This is a genomic window from Dyadobacter sp. OTU695 (assembly GCF_038440355.1).
GTDB lineage: Bacteria > Bacteroidota > Bacteroidia > Cytophagales > Spirosomataceae > Dyadobacter.
The window spans coordinates 43,862-62,593 of record NZ_JASATN010000009.1 but is presented as its reverse complement, the minus strand read 5'-3'; the positions used below and the strand labels follow the sequence as shown (position 1 = coordinate 62,593).

19 protein-coding genes and 4 tRNA genes are annotated in these 18,732 nt (G+C 47.2%); 1 reads left to right on the top strand and 22 read right to left on the bottom strand.

The window, feature by feature from the left end; genetic code table 11:
• Positions 1-32: 32 nt before the first annotated feature.
• From nusG to AAHB90_RS17500, 10 genes are all read right to left on the bottom strand, one after another.
• Complete coding sequence (gene nusG, locus AAHB90_RS17545; protein WP_015812908.1) at positions 33-587, bottom strand: transcription termination/antitermination protein NusG; 555 nt, start codon at positions 585-587, stop codon at positions 33-35.
• 33 nt (positions 588-620) lie between these two features.
• Positions 621-812 (bottom strand): preprotein translocase subunit SecE, encoded by a 192-nt coding sequence (gene secE / locus AAHB90_RS17540; RefSeq protein ID WP_138368217.1) that lies wholly within the window; start codon positions 810-812, stop codon positions 621-623.
• Positions 813-831: 19 nt separating this feature from the next.
• Positions 832-902 (bottom strand) — tRNA-Trp (locus tag AAHB90_RS17535).
• Between the two features lie 102 nt (positions 903-1,004).
• Complete coding sequence (gene tuf / locus AAHB90_RS17530) at positions 1,005-2,192, bottom strand: elongation factor Tu (protein WP_342086501.1); 1,188 nt, start codon at positions 2,190-2,192, stop codon at positions 1,005-1,007.
• A 219-nt stretch (positions 2,193-2,411) separates the two neighbouring features.
• Positions 2,412-2,483 (bottom strand) — tRNA-Thr (locus AAHB90_RS17525).
• A gap of 154 nt (positions 2,484-2,637) precedes the next feature.
• Positions 2,638-2,713: transfer RNA gene (locus tag AAHB90_RS17520), tRNA-Gly, on the bottom strand.
• A gap of 61 nt (positions 2,714-2,774) precedes the next feature.
• A tRNA-Tyr gene (locus AAHB90_RS17515) sits at positions 2,775-2,857 on the bottom strand.
• Positions 2,858-3,020: 163 nt separating this feature from the next.
• Positions 3,021-4,142: a hypothetical protein gene (locus AAHB90_RS17510; RefSeq protein ID WP_342086500.1), complete on the bottom strand. Its 1,122-nt coding sequence runs from the start codon at positions 4,140-4,142 to the stop codon at positions 3,021-3,023.
• 11 nt (positions 4,143-4,153) lie between these two features.
• Positions 4,154-5,008, bottom strand: a complete 855-nt coding sequence (locus tag AAHB90_RS17505) for a hypothetical protein (RefSeq protein WP_342086499.1) — start codon at positions 5,006-5,008, stop codon at positions 4,154-4,156.
• Positions 4,989-5,579, bottom strand: coding sequence for an RNA polymerase sigma factor (locus AAHB90_RS17500; protein WP_342086498.1), 591 nt, complete (start codon positions 5,577-5,579; stop codon positions 4,989-4,991). Before AAHB90_RS17500 ends, AAHB90_RS17505 begins: the two co-directional genes overlap by 20 nt.
• A 132-nt stretch (positions 5,580-5,711) precedes the next feature.
• Between AAHB90_RS17500 and murI the strand changes: the two genes are divergently transcribed.
• The gene (gene murI / locus AAHB90_RS17495) at positions 5,712-6,521 is read left to right on the top strand and encodes a glutamate racemase (protein ID WP_342086497.1); all 810 of its coding nucleotides are present in this window, start codon (positions 5,712-5,714) and stop codon (positions 6,519-6,521) included.
• 4 nt (positions 6,522-6,525) lie between these two features.
• Here the strand turns inward: murI and AAHB90_RS17490 are convergent, their stop codons facing one another.
• From AAHB90_RS17490 to AAHB90_RS17435, 12 genes are all read right to left on the bottom strand, one after another.
• Entirely contained in the window at positions 6,526-9,048 is a 2,523-nt protein-coding gene (locus AAHB90_RS17490) for a glycosyl hydrolase (protein ID WP_342086496.1), read from the bottom strand.
• A gap of 133 nt (positions 9,049-9,181) precedes the next feature.
• The gene (locus AAHB90_RS17485; RefSeq protein ID WP_342086495.1) at positions 9,182-9,463 is read right to left on the bottom strand and encodes a hypothetical protein; all 282 of its coding nucleotides are present in this window, start codon (positions 9,461-9,463) and stop codon (positions 9,182-9,184) included.
• Positions 9,460-9,999 (bottom strand): DUF420 domain-containing protein, encoded by a 540-nt coding sequence (locus AAHB90_RS17480; protein WP_342086494.1) that lies wholly within the window; start codon positions 9,997-9,999, stop codon positions 9,460-9,462. The genes AAHB90_RS17485 and AAHB90_RS17480 overlap by 4 nt, the downstream gene beginning before the upstream one ends.
• 6 nt (positions 10,000-10,005) lie before the next feature.
• Positions 10,006-10,602, bottom strand: coding sequence for a hypothetical protein (locus AAHB90_RS17475; RefSeq protein WP_342086493.1), 597 nt, complete (start codon positions 10,600-10,602; stop codon positions 10,006-10,008).
• Positions 10,603-10,611: 9 nt separating this feature from the next.
• Entirely contained in the window at positions 10,612-10,947 is a 336-nt protein-coding gene (locus AAHB90_RS17470) for a cytochrome C oxidase subunit IV family protein (protein ID WP_291200749.1), read from the bottom strand.
• Between the two features lie 30 nt (positions 10,948-10,977).
• Positions 10,978-11,748, bottom strand: coding sequence for a cytochrome c oxidase subunit 3 (locus tag AAHB90_RS17465; RefSeq protein WP_342086492.1), 771 nt, complete (start codon positions 11,746-11,748; stop codon positions 10,978-10,980).
• Between the two features lie 14 nt (positions 11,749-11,762).
• The gene (locus AAHB90_RS17460; RefSeq protein WP_291200752.1) at positions 11,763-12,350 is read right to left on the bottom strand and encodes a cytochrome c oxidase subunit 3; all 588 of its coding nucleotides are present in this window, start codon (positions 12,348-12,350) and stop codon (positions 11,763-11,765) included.
• Between the two features lie 17 nt (positions 12,351-12,367).
• On the bottom strand, positions 12,368-13,261 hold the full coding sequence (gene cyoE, locus AAHB90_RS17455; RefSeq protein ID WP_342086491.1) for a heme o synthase: 894 nt from the start codon (positions 13,259-13,261) through the stop codon (positions 12,368-12,370).
• A 20-nt stretch (positions 13,262-13,281) separates the two neighbouring features.
• Positions 13,282-14,310, bottom strand: a complete 1,029-nt coding sequence (locus AAHB90_RS17450) for a COX15/CtaA family protein (RefSeq protein WP_342086490.1) — start codon at positions 14,308-14,310, stop codon at positions 13,282-13,284.
• Complete coding sequence (locus AAHB90_RS17445) at positions 14,285-16,168, bottom strand: cytochrome c oxidase subunit I (protein ID WP_342086489.1); 1,884 nt, start codon at positions 16,166-16,168, stop codon at positions 14,285-14,287. The genes AAHB90_RS17450 and AAHB90_RS17445 overlap by 26 nt, the downstream gene beginning before the upstream one ends.
• Before the next feature lie 30 nt (positions 16,169-16,198).
• A complete protein-coding gene (locus AAHB90_RS17440; RefSeq protein WP_342086488.1) occupies positions 16,199-17,308 on the bottom strand; it encodes a cytochrome c oxidase subunit II in 1,110 nt (369 codons plus the stop codon).
• A 21-nt stretch (positions 17,309-17,329) separates the two neighbouring features.
• The gene (locus AAHB90_RS17435) at positions 17,330-18,706 is read right to left on the bottom strand and encodes a quinol:cytochrome C oxidoreductase (RefSeq protein ID WP_342086487.1); all 1,377 of its coding nucleotides are present in this window, start codon (positions 18,704-18,706) and stop codon (positions 17,330-17,332) included.
• Positions 18,707-18,732: the final 26 nt, after the last annotated feature.

Sequence of the window (18,732 nt, the reverse complement as noted above, 5' to 3'; positions counted from 1 at the left end):
TGCAGTTGGAAGCCTACCTGCCCGCTATTCGCTCAACTATCCTTTTCTACTTGTGCGTAACTGAGTTCCACGGGTGTATTACGCCCGAATATTTTTACAACTACATTGAGTTTTTTCTTCTCATCGAATACTTCTTCCACCAGACCGATAAACCCGCTGAACGGACCATCTACGACTTTCACAGTCTCGCCTTTGATGAAAGACATGCTTGGCGCTTCTTCGTGCTGCTCTGCTTCGTCGACCTTACCGAGGATCCGGTTAATTTCCGACTGGCGAAGAGGTACAGGCACTTTGGAATTTCCTTCGGCATTGCCCAGGAAACCAATTACGCCGGGAATACTTGTAATAATGTGCAGAACCTCTCCTTTGGACAGATCGGCTGAAATGATAATATAACCAGGGAAAAAGTTCTTTTCCCGCACACGCTTCTTGCCGTTGCGCATTTCATAGATCTTCTCGGAAGGGATCAGGATCTGCGGAACAAATTCGTTTAACTTCTGGCGTGTGATTTCATTTTCAATGTAGGACTTGATCTTTTTCTCTTGCCCAGACACTGCCCTTAATACAAACCAATTTAGACTACTCATACCTTTCGAGGGGTTATCTTTGATAAAATAGCCTTAGAAAGACTGGTAAAACAGTTTCAGTGCGTTTTCGAAAACGAAATCCATCACACCTACCACAAAGGCAAAAATGAGCGAACCTACAAGCACCAGAGTGGTATTGGCTTGCAGCTCGTTGAAAGGCGGCCATGTTACATGCTGGGTCATTTCTTCCCAGGACGCTTTCAAAAAAGAAGTAAATTTTTCCATTTCACCTTTTCGATTTATGCACGGGTGGAGAGATTCGAACTCCCATCAACGGTTTTGGAGACCGCTATTCTACCCTTGAACTACACCCGTTTATCGCGCAACCCACTCATTGGGGCTGCAAAGATACGATTTTTTTATAAAAAACAAGTGCATTCCAGAAGAAATGCACTTGTTTTATTATTGCTATCTTGATTAGTCAAGAATTTCAGTTACCTGACCAGCACCTACGGTACGTCCACCTTCACGAATCGCGAAACGAAGACCTTTTTCCATAGCGATTTTGTTGATCAGCTTCACTTCGATAGTGATGTTGTCACCTGGCATAACCATCTCAACACCTGCTGGAAGTGAGATTTCACCTGTCACGTCAGTGGTACGGAAGTAGAACTGAGGACGGTATTTGTTAAAGAATGGAGTGTGACGTCCACCTTCTTCTTTCGACAGTACGTAAACTTCACCTTTGAAGTGCAGGTGAGGCTTAACTGAACCTGGCTTACAGATTACCATACCACGACGGATATCTTCTTTGTCGATACCACGAAGCAACAAACCTACGTTGTCACCGGCTTCACCGCGGTCAAGGATCTTACGGAACATCTCAACACCAGTTACGGTAGATTTAAGACCTTCTGCACCCATACCGAGGATATCAACAGGATCACCAGAGTTGATCACACCACGCTCGATACGACCAGTTGCAACAGTACCACGACCAGTGATCGAGAATACGTCTTCAACAGGCATCAAGAATGGAAGATCAGTCATACGTGGAGGAATTGGAATCCAGCTATCAACAGCATCCATCAATTCTTCGATTGTTTTCACCCATTTCGGATCGCCGTTAAGACCACCCAAAGCAGAGCCTTGTACAACTGGAATGTTGTCACCATCGAATTCGTAGAAGCTCAGAAGCTCACGGATTTCCATCTCAACGAGTTCAAGAAGTTCCGGATCATCAACCATGTCCACTTTGTTCATGAACACAACAAGCTGAGGAACACCTACCTGACGGGCAAGAAGGATGTGCTCACGAGTTTGTGGCATAGGACCGTCAGTAGCAGCAACCACGATGATCGCGCCGTCCATCTGAGCAGCACCAGTTACCATGTTCTTCACATAGTCAGCGTGACCTGGACAGTCAACGTGCGCATAGTGACGGTTGGCTGTCTGGTATTCTACGTGTGAAGTATTGATTGTGATACCGCGCTCTTTCTCTTCAGGAGCATTGTCGATTGATGAGAAGTCGCGTTTCTGTGCAAAACCTTTATCAGCCAACACAGTTGTAATCGCCGCTGTAAGGGTAGTTTTACCGTGGTCAACGTGCCCGATAGTACCAATATTTACGTGGGGTTTCGAGCGGTCAAACGTCTCTTTTGCCATGACTTAAGTACGCTTAAAATTAAAAGTTATTACGAATTTATTATACACTACTAATTGATCCTCGCTGGCTTCCTGCAATCAAACACCGCAATCGTTACCAAACCAGGATCAAAACCAATGCAGGAGGAACCTGCTTTCTGAGCTTTTGAGGGGATTTGAACCGCGCGGCGGACCGTCCCTGACTTCTTCCTTACCAATGGAAGTGCTCAAAAAATCGTGAGCTTTTGAGGGGATTTGAACCCCTGACCTCTTCCTTACCAAGGAAGTGCTCTACCCCTGAGCTACAAAAGCAATATTACTTCTTTTTCTTTCCTCCCAAGGAAACGCTCTACCGCATCGGCGGACCGCCCTGAGCTACAAAAGCAATCTTTATTAGAACCAAAAAGCGATTAGCGAAAAAGTATCTATTGAATGTTTTCGCTAATCGCTTCGATGATGCTTCTAATGGAGCGGAAGACGAGGTTCGAACTCGCGACCTATAGCTTGGAAGGCTATCGCTCTACCAGCTGAGCTACTTCCGCATTTGTTTTCGTCATTGCCTCAAAACTGGTAATATTTGAAGCATTTTTCAGACTCAAACTGTGGGGGCGGATGGATTCGAACCACCGTAGGCATACACCAGCAGATTTACAGTCTGCCCCATTTGGCCACTCTGGTACACCCCCAGACAACATTTCAACACAAGCGTGAAAACCGTTTGTTTCACAATTTGGAGTCGCAAAATTATACCCATTTTTTAGATTCTCAAATTCTTTTCGAAAAAAAAATAAAAAAAAAGCGGCCCGGAATCAAAAACAGCGATTCCGGGCCCCAGAGGCACTTTTCGACTTAAAACAATCTCACCCCGAAACTCAGCATACGGACCGAAGGCCCCCGATTAGCCTCATATAGATTGTTCAAATCATAGCTCACAAATAAGTCAGGAAAGTTACGGATCCCTATTTCGGCTGCTAAACCATAGCGCAGATCTTCGATGTAGAAATTTCGCCTATCGTGGTCGACATCCTTTGTTCCCACACGCCGGACCTTCGTGTAGCTGCCCAGGCGGTACCCGCCATATACGCCCGCACTGATGTAGGAAATGAACGACCTGGAAAAACTCAGCGTCGGCATCACCGACAGGTTCACATATGGCACGACGAGTTTCGATTTCTTTAACTCAACTTCCTGACCGGCATCGTCTTTCACGAGCGGAAATTCGACGCCCTCGTCTGTCTTGATGATCGTATTGTTGCCATCGTACATCATATTGTACCATGAAAAATCGATCCCGAAGTCCAGGTGCAGCCTGGCATCTTTCCCCTTGATCACGTTTGCGCTGGCCACGTAACCCAGGCTCACAAAGCGGGAGCCGAACGGTTTGAGGTCGTAATCGCTTTTTGTGAAACCCGGTGTGCTTTCATTGGTACCATAGGTATTAAGGCCCAATGCGATATTAAATCCCTTCCTCGGACTTGAACCGCCCCACGAACTCCTGTGAAACCGCTTTCCGATACGCCTGTAAGTTGAATCCGAACCTACGACTTCGTCGCCTTCCTTTACTTCCACACCCGAGCCGTCGATCGAAACCTTCGTGTCGCCATCTTTAATGTGAATACCTCGAAGGCCAATCCTGACGTAATCCTTATCTGCCGCCTGGTCCGGGTTCTTCAGATATTTGTTCCCGTTGAACTCCTCCCTCAAAAACGTCGTGTCGGCCTGTGTGCTATCTAATCTCACTTTGAGGTCCCTTAACAATGCATTGAGGTCATATTTCATGATCTTTTCAAGCTCGGTCCGGTTTTCTCCGTAGATGATCAGCCGTGTTTTATCTCCGAATGTTACGATGATCGAATCCTTGTCCCCGGTGCCGGGGCGGAAAAACTCATCGTTGGATTTCAAAGAACCAGCGCGCGCGCCAATGGCAACCAGCAGTACCAGCATCGCCATCGCATATGTTTTACTTTTCATGGCACAATAGATTACAGTTTTGTCTTGTCTTTAGGGTGATCTTTGTCTGAACTTCTTTCTTCCTTGTTACGCAGGCGATCGTCCACACGTGCTACAAGGCTTTTTGGATTAAAACCCACTTCATCCCAATCGACTTTCTCACCAGCCCTCGCGTTTTTGAGCTGACGGAAAACCCGTGAAAACCGGGAACCGCGTGGTTTGTCATCCGCCTCATTAGTACCGGTCTCCACGGCCACGACAATCGTTCTTGTCGGTTCCGGTTCCGGCTTGCTTACCTGACTAACAGCTGGCTCATCAGGCAAAGTCTTTACTCCCTGTAAAACAGGGGCATTTACAGGTTCCGGTTGTATTGTGTTGGCCGGAACCGATGGTTTTTCTGTAATGGCCACAACCGGTGCCTCCTGAATTTGTTCAGCATCTGAAATGGCAGTTTTGCGTATTTGTTTTGCGGCTCTTTTCGCCCTTGCAGTTTCCGATGCATTAGCGGCCGGCTTCAAATCCTTTGGATCATTAACCAATCCGTTACCTCCCTTTTCAATGGATGCCAGCTGATCAACCGGTACTCTTGAATTTTCAATGGGGGAAACTACTGAATCCTTTTGATCTGGTTTCGTCGCAGCAATCGTCTGCTCCGGTTTGATACCTCCCGGTGAAGCCTGCTGATTTTGCCAAACCAGGTAACCTCCCATCACCGCCGCGGCTACACCGGCGGCAGCATACCAACCCCACACAACCGAGCGATGCCTCGCTGAGCGATGACTCCCGGGCTGCTTTTCCTGAATTTTCAGCCACGCATGCTCCGAAGGTGTTCTTTCCAGTCCTTCGAGTTTACGTTTGAAAAGATCATCAACAGGATGCTTTTTCATAGTCTACTTTTTTTTTATAATCATTCTGCCATTCCGCGACCATTTTCTGCAACAATGCCCGGGCGCGGTGCAACTGTGATTTCGATGTACTTTCAGTAATACCCAGCATCTGGGCGATTTCAATGTGTGCGTAGCCTTCAATCGCGTACAGGTTAAAAACTGTCCGGTAACCCACAGGCAACGATTCGATGAGCGCCATTAGCTCTTCTGTTTCCAGGTTCTGATCGGCGTGGATGTAGTCCGGGATGTTATTGGCCTCGTCGGAAAGGTTGTCTTCCAAGATCCGCTTCTGTTTCCGGAGGTATCCCAGCGACTCATTCACCATTATTCTCCTGATCCATCCCTCGAAACTTCCCTCGCCGCTGAACTGACCTATTTTTTCAAAAACCCTTAAAAATCCTTCCACCATCACATCCTCGGCCGCCATTTCGTCACACACATAGCGGAAGCACAAAGCCAGCATTCGATGGCTGTACTTGTCGTACAACTGTCGCTGCGCCTTAGGATCTTCCTTCCTGAGGGCTTTAACGAGCTGTGCTTCCTGACTAAATAGTGCTAAAATTCGACCCATTCTCATTGGTGGTTTCAACAGCAAGATGCGCATTCCTCTGCGTGAGGTTGCATGTGTCCGGTAAAGTTTTTTGATATTTTTTTAGCTTTGATGCGAATATCATTCATCTACCACCAAAAGGACATTTCCCCAATGCTCGACTCCTCTGCGCCTATCGGAATTTTTGACAGCGGAATCGGCGGTATGACCGTCGCCAGCGCCGTAACCCGGTTGCTTCCCCAAGAAAACACCATCTATTTTGGCGACACGGCACATTTGCCTTACGGCGACAAATCCACAGCAGCCATCCAGGCTTATTCGATCAAAATCTGCAATATGCTTTTGCAGCAAAATTGTAAACTGATCCTCATTGCCTGCAACTCCGCGTCCGCGGCCGCCTATGAGCTCGTGCGCGAGTACGTAGGGAGCAAAGCGAAGGTGTTGAATGTAATTGATCCGGTGGTCGATTATGTGAAGGAGCATTACGAAGGAAAAACCATTGGCCTCATCGGGACCAAGCAAACGGTACTTTCCAATGTTTATAAAAAGAAAGTCGATGCGCTGGACAGGAACATCCACCTGAAATCGCTGGCTACGCCGTTACTCGCGCCGATGATTGAAGAAGGCTTTTTTGATAACAATATCAGTGAAAGCGTGATTGCCAATTACCTTTCTGACCCATCTTTGAATGGTATCGAGGCATTGATCCTTGGCTGTACACATTACCCGCTGATCAAAAGTCAGATCCGCAAATTCTACGGCGATACCGTGGAAACGCTCGATACTTCGGACATTGTAGCACGGTCGTTGAAAGCCTGGCTCGAACAGCATTACCTTATCAACGAGAAAGGAGAAGGTAAGCGGCAGTTCTATGTTTCGGATTATACCTTATCGTTCGAGCAATCGACCAACATTTTCTTCGGTCGGCAAATCCAGCTGGAACATTATCCGCTGTGGGAATAATGCATTAGTAAACCAGTTTCACCGGCCCGAGTAACCCCGACGGCATCGGTGACCAGCGAGTCGCATCGAATTTTTTATAGGTAATGTCTACGATATTAATGTCATAAAATTTCTTCCAATCGGGCAGTTGCTGATCGCGGAGGCGCATGTAATTGGCTGAGAGATTCGTGACTTCGATTTCAAGGACATTGCCTTTTACTTTTAATACATCACCAGCATAAAGTTGAAATGGAATATGCCAGGCTGTTCCTAAATCTTTCCCATTCAATTTTACATGAGCCACTTCCCGAACATCACCCAAACTGATTCCTGCGCCTTCGTATTGTTTTAATGGCCCTTTCAAATCAAATGTGATTCGATAGCGGGCCTTTCCCGAGAAATATTCAGCGGAATCGGGTAATGTAGTCCAGGATTTAAGCGTCGCTAACTTCGCGGGCGCCGGTAAGGAAGGTTTTCCAGCGACAAATGTTACTTCCCAACTTCCCTTAATCTCTAATTCCTTCGCAGGTTTGCTCGCGAATGGGAAATCCGACCCATCCGCTGCACCTTCCAGAAAGGTTGATTCTCCGGGAAGGAGGCTTAGAAATACTTCCTCCTGCCCATTTACAGTCCTTGTGTACATGAGGGATTCGCCTCGTAGCGGTGTATTCAGTGACATTATCTCGCCCTTCCCGATCCGAACCCAATCACTTTTGAATGTATTTCCAAGATTTGCCACGAAATAAAGCGGCAAGCCATTTGCACCTGTCTTCCTGATAAATGTGAGCCCTTTTTCCGCCAACTGCTCTTTCACCACTCCATTTCGTTTTAGATCGGCTTGCAGGTTGTCCGATACCCGTACACTACCAAGTTTTGAAATTTGAGCTAAACTCTCTCTAAATGCCTTCTGGCGGTCGTCATGGTCTGCGTTACCAGTAACCACATCGGGCAACTTTCCTTCAAACACGATTTTTCCACCGGCACTAGCCAGTCGCGACAGCTCTTTCAAGGTTTCCTCTGGCAAATAGGTCGTTGAAGGGATGACCAACGTCTTATATGTGACGCTTCCAGAGCTCAAAGCACCATTTGCATCAACCTTAAATTTCTTCAACTGCAAATCGGACACAAAATCGAATGCATAACCTTCGTTCCAAAGCCTCTCGGACAGCTTTCCAAAAGGCAGATCCAGCAACCAGCGGTCGACGTGGTGCACTTCCAGCAAATGCACACCGCCGCCTGATTTTGCTTTGGTAGCCCACAAATCGTGGATCGGAAAGTAAACCAACACATCATTATCGGGCCTGCTATCCTGCAATAGTTTCTGGCACCATTCCACATATTCGTTCAGCAATAGAAAATGCTCCGAGAAATGAGATGTTTTGCCAAAATTAGTGGAAGCATAAAAGAGCCAGCCCGGGAACCCTTCCTTTTCGGGGGAATAGGTTGATCCATGATAGAAAATATGATTGATACCCGCCGTAAAAAGCTCGTCGATCTGCGGCTTAACCTGTGAAAGCGACACTTTGAAGTGGTTAGCGAGCCAGGTACCGGTTTCAGAACTCACCAGCTTTTTACCCGACAAATGTGCCGCCGAAGAAGCAAATTTCATCGCCAGTGGATTAGGCGTTCCGAACTGATCGATCGAATAATCGGGATCAATGCGCAGGCCGGGGATATTGAAACGGCTGGTCCCGAATGATTCCGTTTCCGGAATGTCGGCGGCTTCATACAGATCGAGCAAATTGCCCGGCGAGCCGTGCGCCTGGTAGCGCGTCACGAAGCCATGTTGGCGGCTCCAATCGGTCCAGGGTTTTGCATATCGTTCCAAAAGGAGTTCGGCCAGCGTCTGGTGGTAATCTATTTTGACTAATGTTGCTTCCGCATTGCCGGTCGAGTCGTTGAGCAGGTTTAGTTTATCCAGCAAGTCATACTTTCTGCGTGATTTGAACTGCGCTGCAAAATCCTCCGTCCAGTTAGCCCCGTAGGCTTCATAGGAATCATTGTACATCGACCTTGGCTTCTCGGCGGTCTTACTGAATGCGGAATCAAACCGCGATAGGTACTGCGTCATTCCGGTTGCGCTGAAAGGGTCTAGTACGAAACCCTCTCCCCCCGGCGCGGCGCGTTTCACTTTTTGCTCTGTGGGTTTCACCGTGGGCTTTCCGTCTACAACCGACATGGTCTGTGCCGCGGTAGCCGGAGTTACATTAGGTCCGCCAAACGGCCAGCCCGTTCCGGTAGTCATGTCGACGCCCAATCCGAGACGTTTCCCCTCACGAATCGTGTGCTGCATTACTTCCAGCCATTGCGTTCCCAGGAATGGTATCGCCGCCTTTTCATATCCCTTAACCCCATAAATCGGGATGATATGCACACCACCTAAACCCGATTTACTGAAATACTCCAGTTGGGCCGTAATATCTGCCTTAGTAACCGCGCTACCCATCCACCACCAATAGGTCCAGGGCTTAGCTGTGGACATTTGCTGTGCGTTGAGATTGGCAATTCGGGCAAGTACCAGGAGGAGAATGTAGAAAATCCGGCGCATGATTGGATAGTGTTTTTCTTTAAAGACTCACAAAGCATTATCTACGCCACTACGAGGGAATATTTTGTCAAAAACAAATGCATAAAAAAGGGCGGGACCGCATTGGCCCCGCCCTCAAATATCTTTCGGCAGATTAGTTATCGTATGCGGACCGCACCCGCGCCGCCACAAACTGCCGCTCGGCCTGCGCACGCTTGGAGTTGCGGTACCAAAGGTAGCCGATCACCGCTACCAGAATGTAAGGGATCACAAACAGGAATATAATGCCGGTATTTAAACCTACACCCACATTATTCCGCCCGTTACCCATTGAACTTTCTACAGATCCGCGGCACATGGCACATTGCGCAAATACGCCGACACTGTTCAGTACGAACATTATTACCAATCCGGATATTGCCAAAAACTTCTTCATACGTAATAGGGACTAATCATCAAATAAACGATTACACCGGTAACACTCACATAAAGCCAGATAGGCATCGCCCATTTAACGGCTTTCCGGTGTTCTGTGATCTGGTTGGTGTACCCAAAATATACCGCACGCAATACAAACCAAACGACCACGATCGACAACACGATATGCGAGATCAGCAAAAAGTAATAAACAGGCCGTATAAATCCTGTACCGCCGAATGGGGTTGCCTCATTCGAAATGTGATAAAGCACATAGCATACGAGAAACACCGAACCCAGCAAGAAAGCACCTGTCATTACCTGCCGGTGCGCGGAGATATTTTTCTGTTTGATAAAATAAAAGCCCATGATCAGCAACATGGCCGTCACGGTATTGATCACGCCAATTACGTGCGGCAGCACCTTCGTCCATTCGCCCAAATCAATTTTTTGCCGGATTCCCAACAATAATGCAACCACCACCGGAATGACGACTGCCAGGATATTGATAATACGTTCGTACTTTGGTTTTCTTTCGATTGTTAATGTAGCCATACCCGCTTATTTCTCATTCTTCTTTTCATAATCCAGGATCTTGATCTCGGCCATCAGCCGGTCGGTTTCCTCTCCATCTCCGGCCTTGTAAAAGCCTCTCACGTGTCTGTTACGATCGATCAGCACAATTTGTCCTGCCCGACCATTCGAAGCGTCGCTTCCTTTTACAGCATCTGTCAATTCTTTCGAAAAACAGCTTGCAATCGCCGCGCTGTCCGCTTTAACCAACTGCCAACTACCGCGTCTTACGGTATCCTCAGCAATCGAGAGCACTTGCAATTCGGGAATCGCAGCTTTCAATGCCGCAATGCGTTCCATTTCATCGGTTGCCCTCTCACAAGGTTCTCCGCAGTTTGATGGCATCCGGCTTACAACTGTCAATCGCCCATCCAGGTTTACACCTTCGAACACACCGCAATCCCCTGAAACCTGATGAAACAGCGTGTCGCCGTTTTGCACGATGATCGAGCCGTTACCATCCTTTTCCGCCACAAAGTAAGGTAGGTCGTAATGGTTCGTCCCGAACAGTTTTAGTAAAGCAAAAATCAAAGCCGGAATTACTAATGTGACGATCAGTAATCCGGCTTTGGGAAATTTCTTCATTCTATTCTATTATCCGAAAATCGCTTCGAAAATTGCATTTCCTTCAAGCATGAGCGCCAGGATCAGCCAAGCCACAAAAATTACCGGCACGAGTATCGACCAGATCAATGTCTTTGTTTCATGCTTCAAGTGCATAAATTCTCCAACGATATAGAACGCTTTCACAATTGTCATCACAATGAAGATCGTGATTTTAAGAATTCCATGGGGAACTGTGAACGCGATCAAGAATTCGAGTGAGGTAATGATCAAAAGAATCCAAAAGGTTTTCCAGATAGCCTTACGCTGCTCAGCTCCTGCTTCGGGATCCTGGTTATGTACGTGGTGATGATGTACTTCTGCCATTTTACTTCAATTTTAATATTGTCCTATTATTTAAACCAGGTAGAAGAATGTAAATACAAACACCCAAACCAAATCCACGAAGTGCCAGTAAAGACCCACCTTCTCGACCATTTCGTAGCTTCCCCTCTTATCGTAGAACCCTGTCGCTGCACGGAAGAAGATCAGAATGTTCAGGATCACACCCGAAAATACGTGGGTTCCGTGGAAGCCGGTGATGAAAAAGAAGAAGTCGGCAAATGCAGGAGGACCGTATTGGTTTTCAGTCAGGTTGGCCCCAAAAATGGTTTTCTCAATCCAGGTACCATTTTCAATCACCTTCATTACCGTACCCGAGTCGGTTCCGTGGATGAAGTGGCTCCATTCCCAAGCCTGGCAACCCAAAAAGGTAAAACCACCGAGGATTGTCCAAAGCATATATTTTTCAACATTCGCGCGGTCCATGCGGTGACCGGCTTCCACTGCAAGTACCATGGTAACGGAGCTAGCGATGAGGATGAATGTCATAATACCAACAAACACCAGCGGCAGAGAAATACCATGCAGGAATGGTACGGCCTCATAAACCCTTTCAGGCACCGGCCAGTACATGTTGGAGAATGTAAAATCTTCGTGTTTTCCGGTGAATGCAGGGAAACTAAACCGGGCTGTACCATATGCCACCAGCAAGGCAGAGAAAGTAAAGGTATCCGAGATGAGGAAGAACCACATCATCAGTTTACCGTAACTCGCTTTCATAGGCTCAATACCCCCCAACCACATTTTGGGTTCTACCGCGCCGGGTGTTGTTACATTTGCAGCCATTGATAAAAAAATTATTAATTAAAGGTCAATAAAAAAACAAAAAGGTATAACCAGAGTATATCTAAAAAGTGCCAGTAAGTTGCACTGATCTGAATCCTTCTCAGATTTTTGGAATGCACATTCAGCTTAAATGCTGAGAACAGCGCAAACACCAAAACAATCAGGCCGGTAATGATGTGGAAACCGTGAAGTCCTGTAAACACGTAAAAGAACGAGCCGGACGGGTTTCCAACAAAATAGACATTCATCGCCACCAGCTCTTTCCAGCCCTGAAACTGCATATAAAGGAAGATCAGGCCGAGTACAAAAGTAATAGAAATTGCTATTTTCAATTGTTGGAACTGATCTTTTTTTGCCGAAAAATAGGCCCATTGCATCGCTACACTGCTCATTAACAGCACCACTGTACTGTACCAGAAGATCTGCGGCATTTCAAATTCGAGCCAATTCCCTTCCGCGCGGCGCACGAGGTAGGCGCTGCTTTGAGAAGCGAAAAGCATGATGATCGTTACGAGGAACAACCAAAGAATAAACTTCTTCGGGTCCATTGCAAGCGTCTCCTGCGGCTCTCTTTCCAATTTATATTGCTGAACGTTTTCCATTTTCTCTCGATTCAATATCACAATTTATCCAACAAAAAAGCAATCTGTACGATAGGCAGGTAAATGAACGATCCGAACATCAGCTGCTTCGCGGTTTTGTCCGTACACTTCCGCATCAGGTGGAACGTCTGCGCGAGGAACAACACCCCAAAAACCGTCGCAATGAATGCCGAATTGATACCCGTCATTCCCAGTTCGTATGGCAGCCAGCCAATCGGCAGCAGGAACAAGGTATAAATCATGATTTGCAAAGTCGTATCAGAGTCCTTCAAACCGTTGGCTGGCAAAAGCTTGAAGCCTGCTCTTTTGTAATCTTCATCCAATACCCAGGCAATGGCCCAGAAATGCGGGAATTGCCAGAAGAACTGAATCGCAAACAGGATACCAGGTTCCAGACCAAAATGGTTTGTAGCCGCTACCCAACCGATCATCGGGGGAAATGCCCCGGGAAATGCTCCCACAAACACCGCGATCGGACCTACGCGCTTCAACGGAGTGTAAACAAAGCCGTAAAGCACGAGCGACAGCAAGGAAATAAGCCCCGTTGTCAGGTTAAATACTATTACAAATATGGCTAGCGAAGCTACGCCCAGAACCACTGCCCATACGATAGCCTGCTCCACGGTAATTCGCCCGCTTGGCAACGGCCGTGAAGCCGTTCTTTTCATCATTTTATCCAGATCCTTTTCCAGAATCTGGTTGATAATATTCGCTGAACCTGTGATACCGATAGACGCCAGTACAAAAAGTACCATGTCGCCGGTCTTCACATCCCGTGAGCCCAGGCAATAGCCCATTGCCCCCGAAAAGGCGATCAACGACGCCAACCGGAATTTCAATAATTCAAATAAAACCCCTAATCTCTCTCTGATCTTCGCAACCCCGCTTACACTTTCCTCTACTGAAATCATTATTACAGAAATTGAAAATTCTAAAACTGGCTTCCGACCGTCGCGGCCACGCCATTGTATTTTAAATACTTCTTACCATTCACGACCAACCAGACTATAAACTGCAAGCCGATCAAAAGAATCGCGAATGTCAGGTGTATCGGCTGTGCAAACGCGGGAACCCCGAAATAGGCCATGATCACACCCGTTGCGATCTCCGCTACCAGAATCCAGAGACATGCTTTGGCAATTTTGCCAGCTACTGTTCCCTGGTTACCGGATTTCAAAACCTTGTTGATCCAGATTGCATTCACAACAAAGACCAGAATTGAAAATGACCGGTGTATATAAAAATTAGCTCCCAATTCATCGATCCATTGAGATCTGGCACTATATCCGAGCCGCATAATCACCACGTCCATTGCCTCGCGCACCTGCGTACCCAGGAGAATCTGAAAAAGCGACAGCGCCATAACCAGTATCCCAATTCCATTTAGCAGCTTTTCACTGCCTTCGCGTAATGTGAGCACTTTCCCTGCGTAACCCGCCCACGTAAACACGTAGAGCACGATGAAAATGATCACTATGGCGAGCAGCATGTGTACTGTCACGATCAACGGGTGCAATTCGAAAGAAACGACTTTTGCACCCAGCCAACCCTGGAAGCCCGTCAACAGAAAAGCTGCTAGGCTTAAAAAAAATATTTGCTTGTTTCCGGATTTCAGAAAAGGTATGGAAGCGAGCAGCGTCAGGAAAATCATGATACCCGTGAACACCCCGACGAGCCTGTTCACATACTCAGTCCAGGTTTTGGTCGCATTAAACTCGACCTCTCCTTTTAGCTTGGCACCGTAAATCTCCTTGTAATCGGGAGGAAGTTGTGATGCCTCGGTGGGTGGTACCCATCGGCCAAAGCATTTCGGCCAGTCGGGACAGCCCATTCCTGAGCCTGTACTTCTTACAACTCCCCCGGCTATTACGACCAAATAGAGCGTAATGAGTGTATTTAAAGCGAATCGCCGGAACCGGCGATTCGCTTTAAGATCAATGATGTGTTTTGAACTGGTCATTGAAGTTTTGTGACTCAATCGCCTTTTCTGTAGCAATCAGCTCATTCTCATGAGGGAAGTTCGATTCAGGCGTTTGAGAATACGGGATGTTCTGAGGGATAAAGTCCTCTTTTGCACCCGGTTTGCTGTAATCATATGACCAACGATATACCGCAGGAATTTCGCCTTCCCAGTTTCCGTGACCCGGAATAATAGGCGCAGTCCATTCGAGCGTGTTTGAACGCCATGGGTTTTGCGGGGCTTTTCTTCCCTTGAAAATGCTGTAAAAGAAGTTCCAAAGGAATATGAACTGTGCAAGGAACGTGAATATCGCTGCAACAGAGATAAACATGTTCATATCCATGAACTTATGCGTAAAGTCGTAGCTGGTGAACTGGTAGTAACGACGAGGGAAACCTGCAATACCTACGTAGTGCATCGGGATAAATACCAGGTAAATTCCGATGAACGTCATCCAGAAGTGAATCTGGCCGAGTGTGGTGCTCATCATACGTCCGAACATTTTAGGGAACCAGTGGTAAACCCCCGCGAACAGACCGAATGCCGACGCAGCACCCATTACAAGGTGAAAGTGGGCTACTACAAAGTATGTATCGTGCAATTGAATATCCAATGCACTGTTACCCAGAATAATACCAGTCAAACCCCCTGACACAAACAGGGAAACCAGACCGATCGAGAACAACATACCTGGTGTAAATACGATGTTACCTTTCCAGAGTGTGGTGATGTAGTTAAAACCTTTCACCGCAGAAGGTACTGCAATAATCAATGTAAGGAACATGAAAACCGATCCCAGGAACGGATTCATACCAGTTACAAACATATGGTGCGCCCACACGATAAATGCAAGGAATGCAATACCCAACATAGAGGCGATCATCGCACGGTAACCGAAGATCGGCTTGCGTGAATTCGTCGCGATTACCTCTGAAGTGATACCCAAAGCCGGGAGAAGTACGATATATACCTCCGGGTGGCCCAGGAACCAGAACAAGTGTTGGAACAAGATCGGGCTACCACCCACGTTTGGCAGCGCTTCACCATTGATGTAAATGTCAGAAAGATAGAAGCTGGTACCGAAGTGACGGTCGAAGATCAGCAGCAATACGGAAGAAAGCAATACAGGGAAAGAGATCAGACCCAGTACCGCGGTAATCAGGAACGACCAGATCGTCAGGGGCAGGCGATCGAAAGACATACCTCTTGTACGCAGGTTGATAACGGTCGTAATGTAGTTTATACCACCCAACAGCTGCGATACGATAAAGAATGCCATACTAGCCAACCACAATGTCATACCCATGCCCGAGCCCGGGTGTGCTTGCGGCAATGCGCTCAATGGAGGGTAGATTACCCAGCCACCAGCCGCCGGTCCTTGTTGCAGGAACAATGACGCAAACATGATCACACTCGCCAGGAAGAAGAACCAATAAGAAAGCATGTTCATAAACCCTGACGCCATGTCGCGCGCTCCAATTTGAAGCGGGATCAGGAAGTTACTGAATGTACCGCTCAAACCGGCCGTCAATACAAAGAATACCATGATGGTACCGTGCATTGTAACCAAAGCCAGGTAGAAGTTAGGGTCCAGCTTCCCTGCATCGCTGATCCATCCGCCCAGAACTGGCTTCAACCATGACAGGTTAGAATCGGGCAAACCAAGCTGGATACGGAAGATCACCGACATGGTAATCCCGATAACAGCCCACAAAATACCCGTGATCAGATACTGCTTGGCAATTACCTTGTGATCTTCACAAAATATATATTTCTGCCAAAAGCTTTGTGCTTCGTGGTGGTGGTCATGCTCGTCTGCGTGGTGGTGAGCTGTTTCCAATCCTTCAATAGCTGACATATACTTTTATTGTAATTTTAATTAATAGAATTATCGTAGACTAGAACTTGCTCCGGCACCGCCAGCAGATGTTGCTGAGCTGTCAGCCGCAGGAGTCGCTGCTTCGGCAGGCACATATTTCATGGCCTTTGCTTTCAGATTCTCAGGAACTTTTGCAAGATATTCTGGGTAAGTTGACAGGAAAGTAGCCTGTTCTGAAACCCATTTCTTGTATGTAGCCTCGTCGTCTACGATCAATCTCATTTTCATTGAAAAGTGACCTTGTCCACATACCTCCGTACAAGCGATCTCATAGTCAAATTTCGGATTGCCGGTTTCAGCACGCATATCAGCGGTCGTCTTGTCCGGCACGAACCAGAATTTGGTCGGCATACCTGGGACTGCGTCCATTTTCACACGCATGTGAGGAATGAACACACTGTGCAACACGTCACGGGCGCGGATTTTCAACAGCACCGGACGGCCTACCGGGATGTGCATTTCACTTGGGTTCGTAAAGTCATCGAAAGAATTTTCATCCGACAAATCAATACCTACTTCGTTTTGTGCATCAATCAGTTTATAGTTGTAATCACCAAGCTTGTTATTATCAACACCACCATACCGTGCGATCCAGTTGAACTGCTTACCGGTGATCTCGATCACTTCCGCATCGCGTGGTGCTTCTGCTGTAATATCCGACCATGCTTTCCAGCCGGTGAATACCAGCAATGCCATTACGATAGCAGGGATGATCGTCCAGATTAGTTCAAGCTTGTGGTTTTCTGGATAAAATGTAGCTCTGTGTCCTTTTTTATGCTGGTATTTCCACGCAAAGAAGAATACAAGGAAGTTTACCAATATGAAAGGGATGGTCAGGATTCCCATGGAGAACCAGAACAGGTCGTCGGTTCTTCTACCGTGTATCGAAGATGCTTCGGGAAGAAAAAACTCACGTGCATGCAGATATGACCAGGTAATGGAAATAGCGCCCCCAATCAGTATAACGATAAACATAGCACCGTTTACTTTATTACCAGACGTTTCAACCTCCTCAGAACCGGTCTTGTCGATACTCTTCAAAACACCCTGCAACCTGGATATAACCACCCCGGTGAGGACAATAAATACAAGAGCAACTAATGCGATAATAATATACATGATGATTTACTGGTTTTGCAATTAGGCGATATCGTGATGCAGTGACTCCTCCAACATTGGGTGATTTCTCGGGATCAGATTTGCCTTAGTCAACTGATTTGCGATTGTATATGCAAATGCACAAAGGAAGATCAGGAAGAAGCCCCACTCTAATGGACCAATCTCAGCACTTGCACCGACTGTTCCAGGCATAACGTTGGTGTAGAAATCGAACCAGTGTCCGATAATCACACTCCAGCAAGCCACTTTCAGGATTGAATGCGTGAACTTCGCATCGCGGGTCATCAGGACGAGGAACGGGAAGAAGAAGTTCAGGAACAATGTGATAAAGAAAGGCGCCTTGTAGAATCCACCGTGTCCGCGGAAACGCTCGATGAAGTAGATCGTTTCTTCCGGAAGGTTAGCGTAGTAGATCAGAAGGAATTGAGCAAACCAGACATAAGTCCAGAAAATGCTGAACGCGAATATAAACTTACCAAGGTCACGCAAGTGGCTTGAATTAACGGCTCTCAGGTAACCTCTTTCGCGAAGCAATACGATCGTAAGAGTGATCACGGCCAGACCAGCAACGTGCCAGCTAGCCAAAGTGTACCAACCGAACATGGTACTGAACCAGTGTGTGTCGATCGACATTACGAAATCCCAGGCAGAAGTAGAAGATGTTACCCCGAATACAACAAGGAATGCAGTTCCGATACGGATTGATTTCTCGTAAAAGTCAGTTCCGCCGATTTCGTCTTCCTGTAATGAAAGTGTACGAATTTTCTTCCACAACAAATACCAGATCGCGAAGTACGCTACCAGGCGGGCGAGGAAGAAAGGCGTGTTCAGGTATCCCTGCTTACCGGCAATGATCTTGTCATATTCCGCGCCGCCTACTTCAAATAATCCTTTGTGCGTCCAGTGAAACAAGTCATGTCCACCTAAAAGGAAAGTAATGAGAAGCACTGCACCTGTAAAAGGAAGAAATGCAGGAAGCGCCTCAGGGATTCTTTTAAATACCGCTGACCAGCCAGCTTGTGCCAGATAGTTATAAGAAAGGAAGAACATCCCCACAACGGACATCCCGGTAAAATATACACCATTTACCCATAGGTTAGCCCAGATGCGTGCCACCCAGCTCTTGGCGTGGTGACCGCCCTCAGCCGCAGCGCCGTGTGCGTCCGCACCGTGTGCCGCAGCCGCCGCTCCGTGCTCAGCAGCCGCATGGCCTGCCGCCGCAGCATGTTCCGCTCCGTGCGCAGCCACTTCATGACCACCACCGCCATTGGCTGCAAGGTATGCTCCTAATAGTACAAGAGCCAGTCCTACACCGCCACCAATGAGCAAACTTCTCTTAGCTCCCGATGTAAATTCAAACCGTTCTTCAATAGAAGGAATCGAATGTGCTGATGCCATTATTTAAATTATTTCTCTGTTTTCAA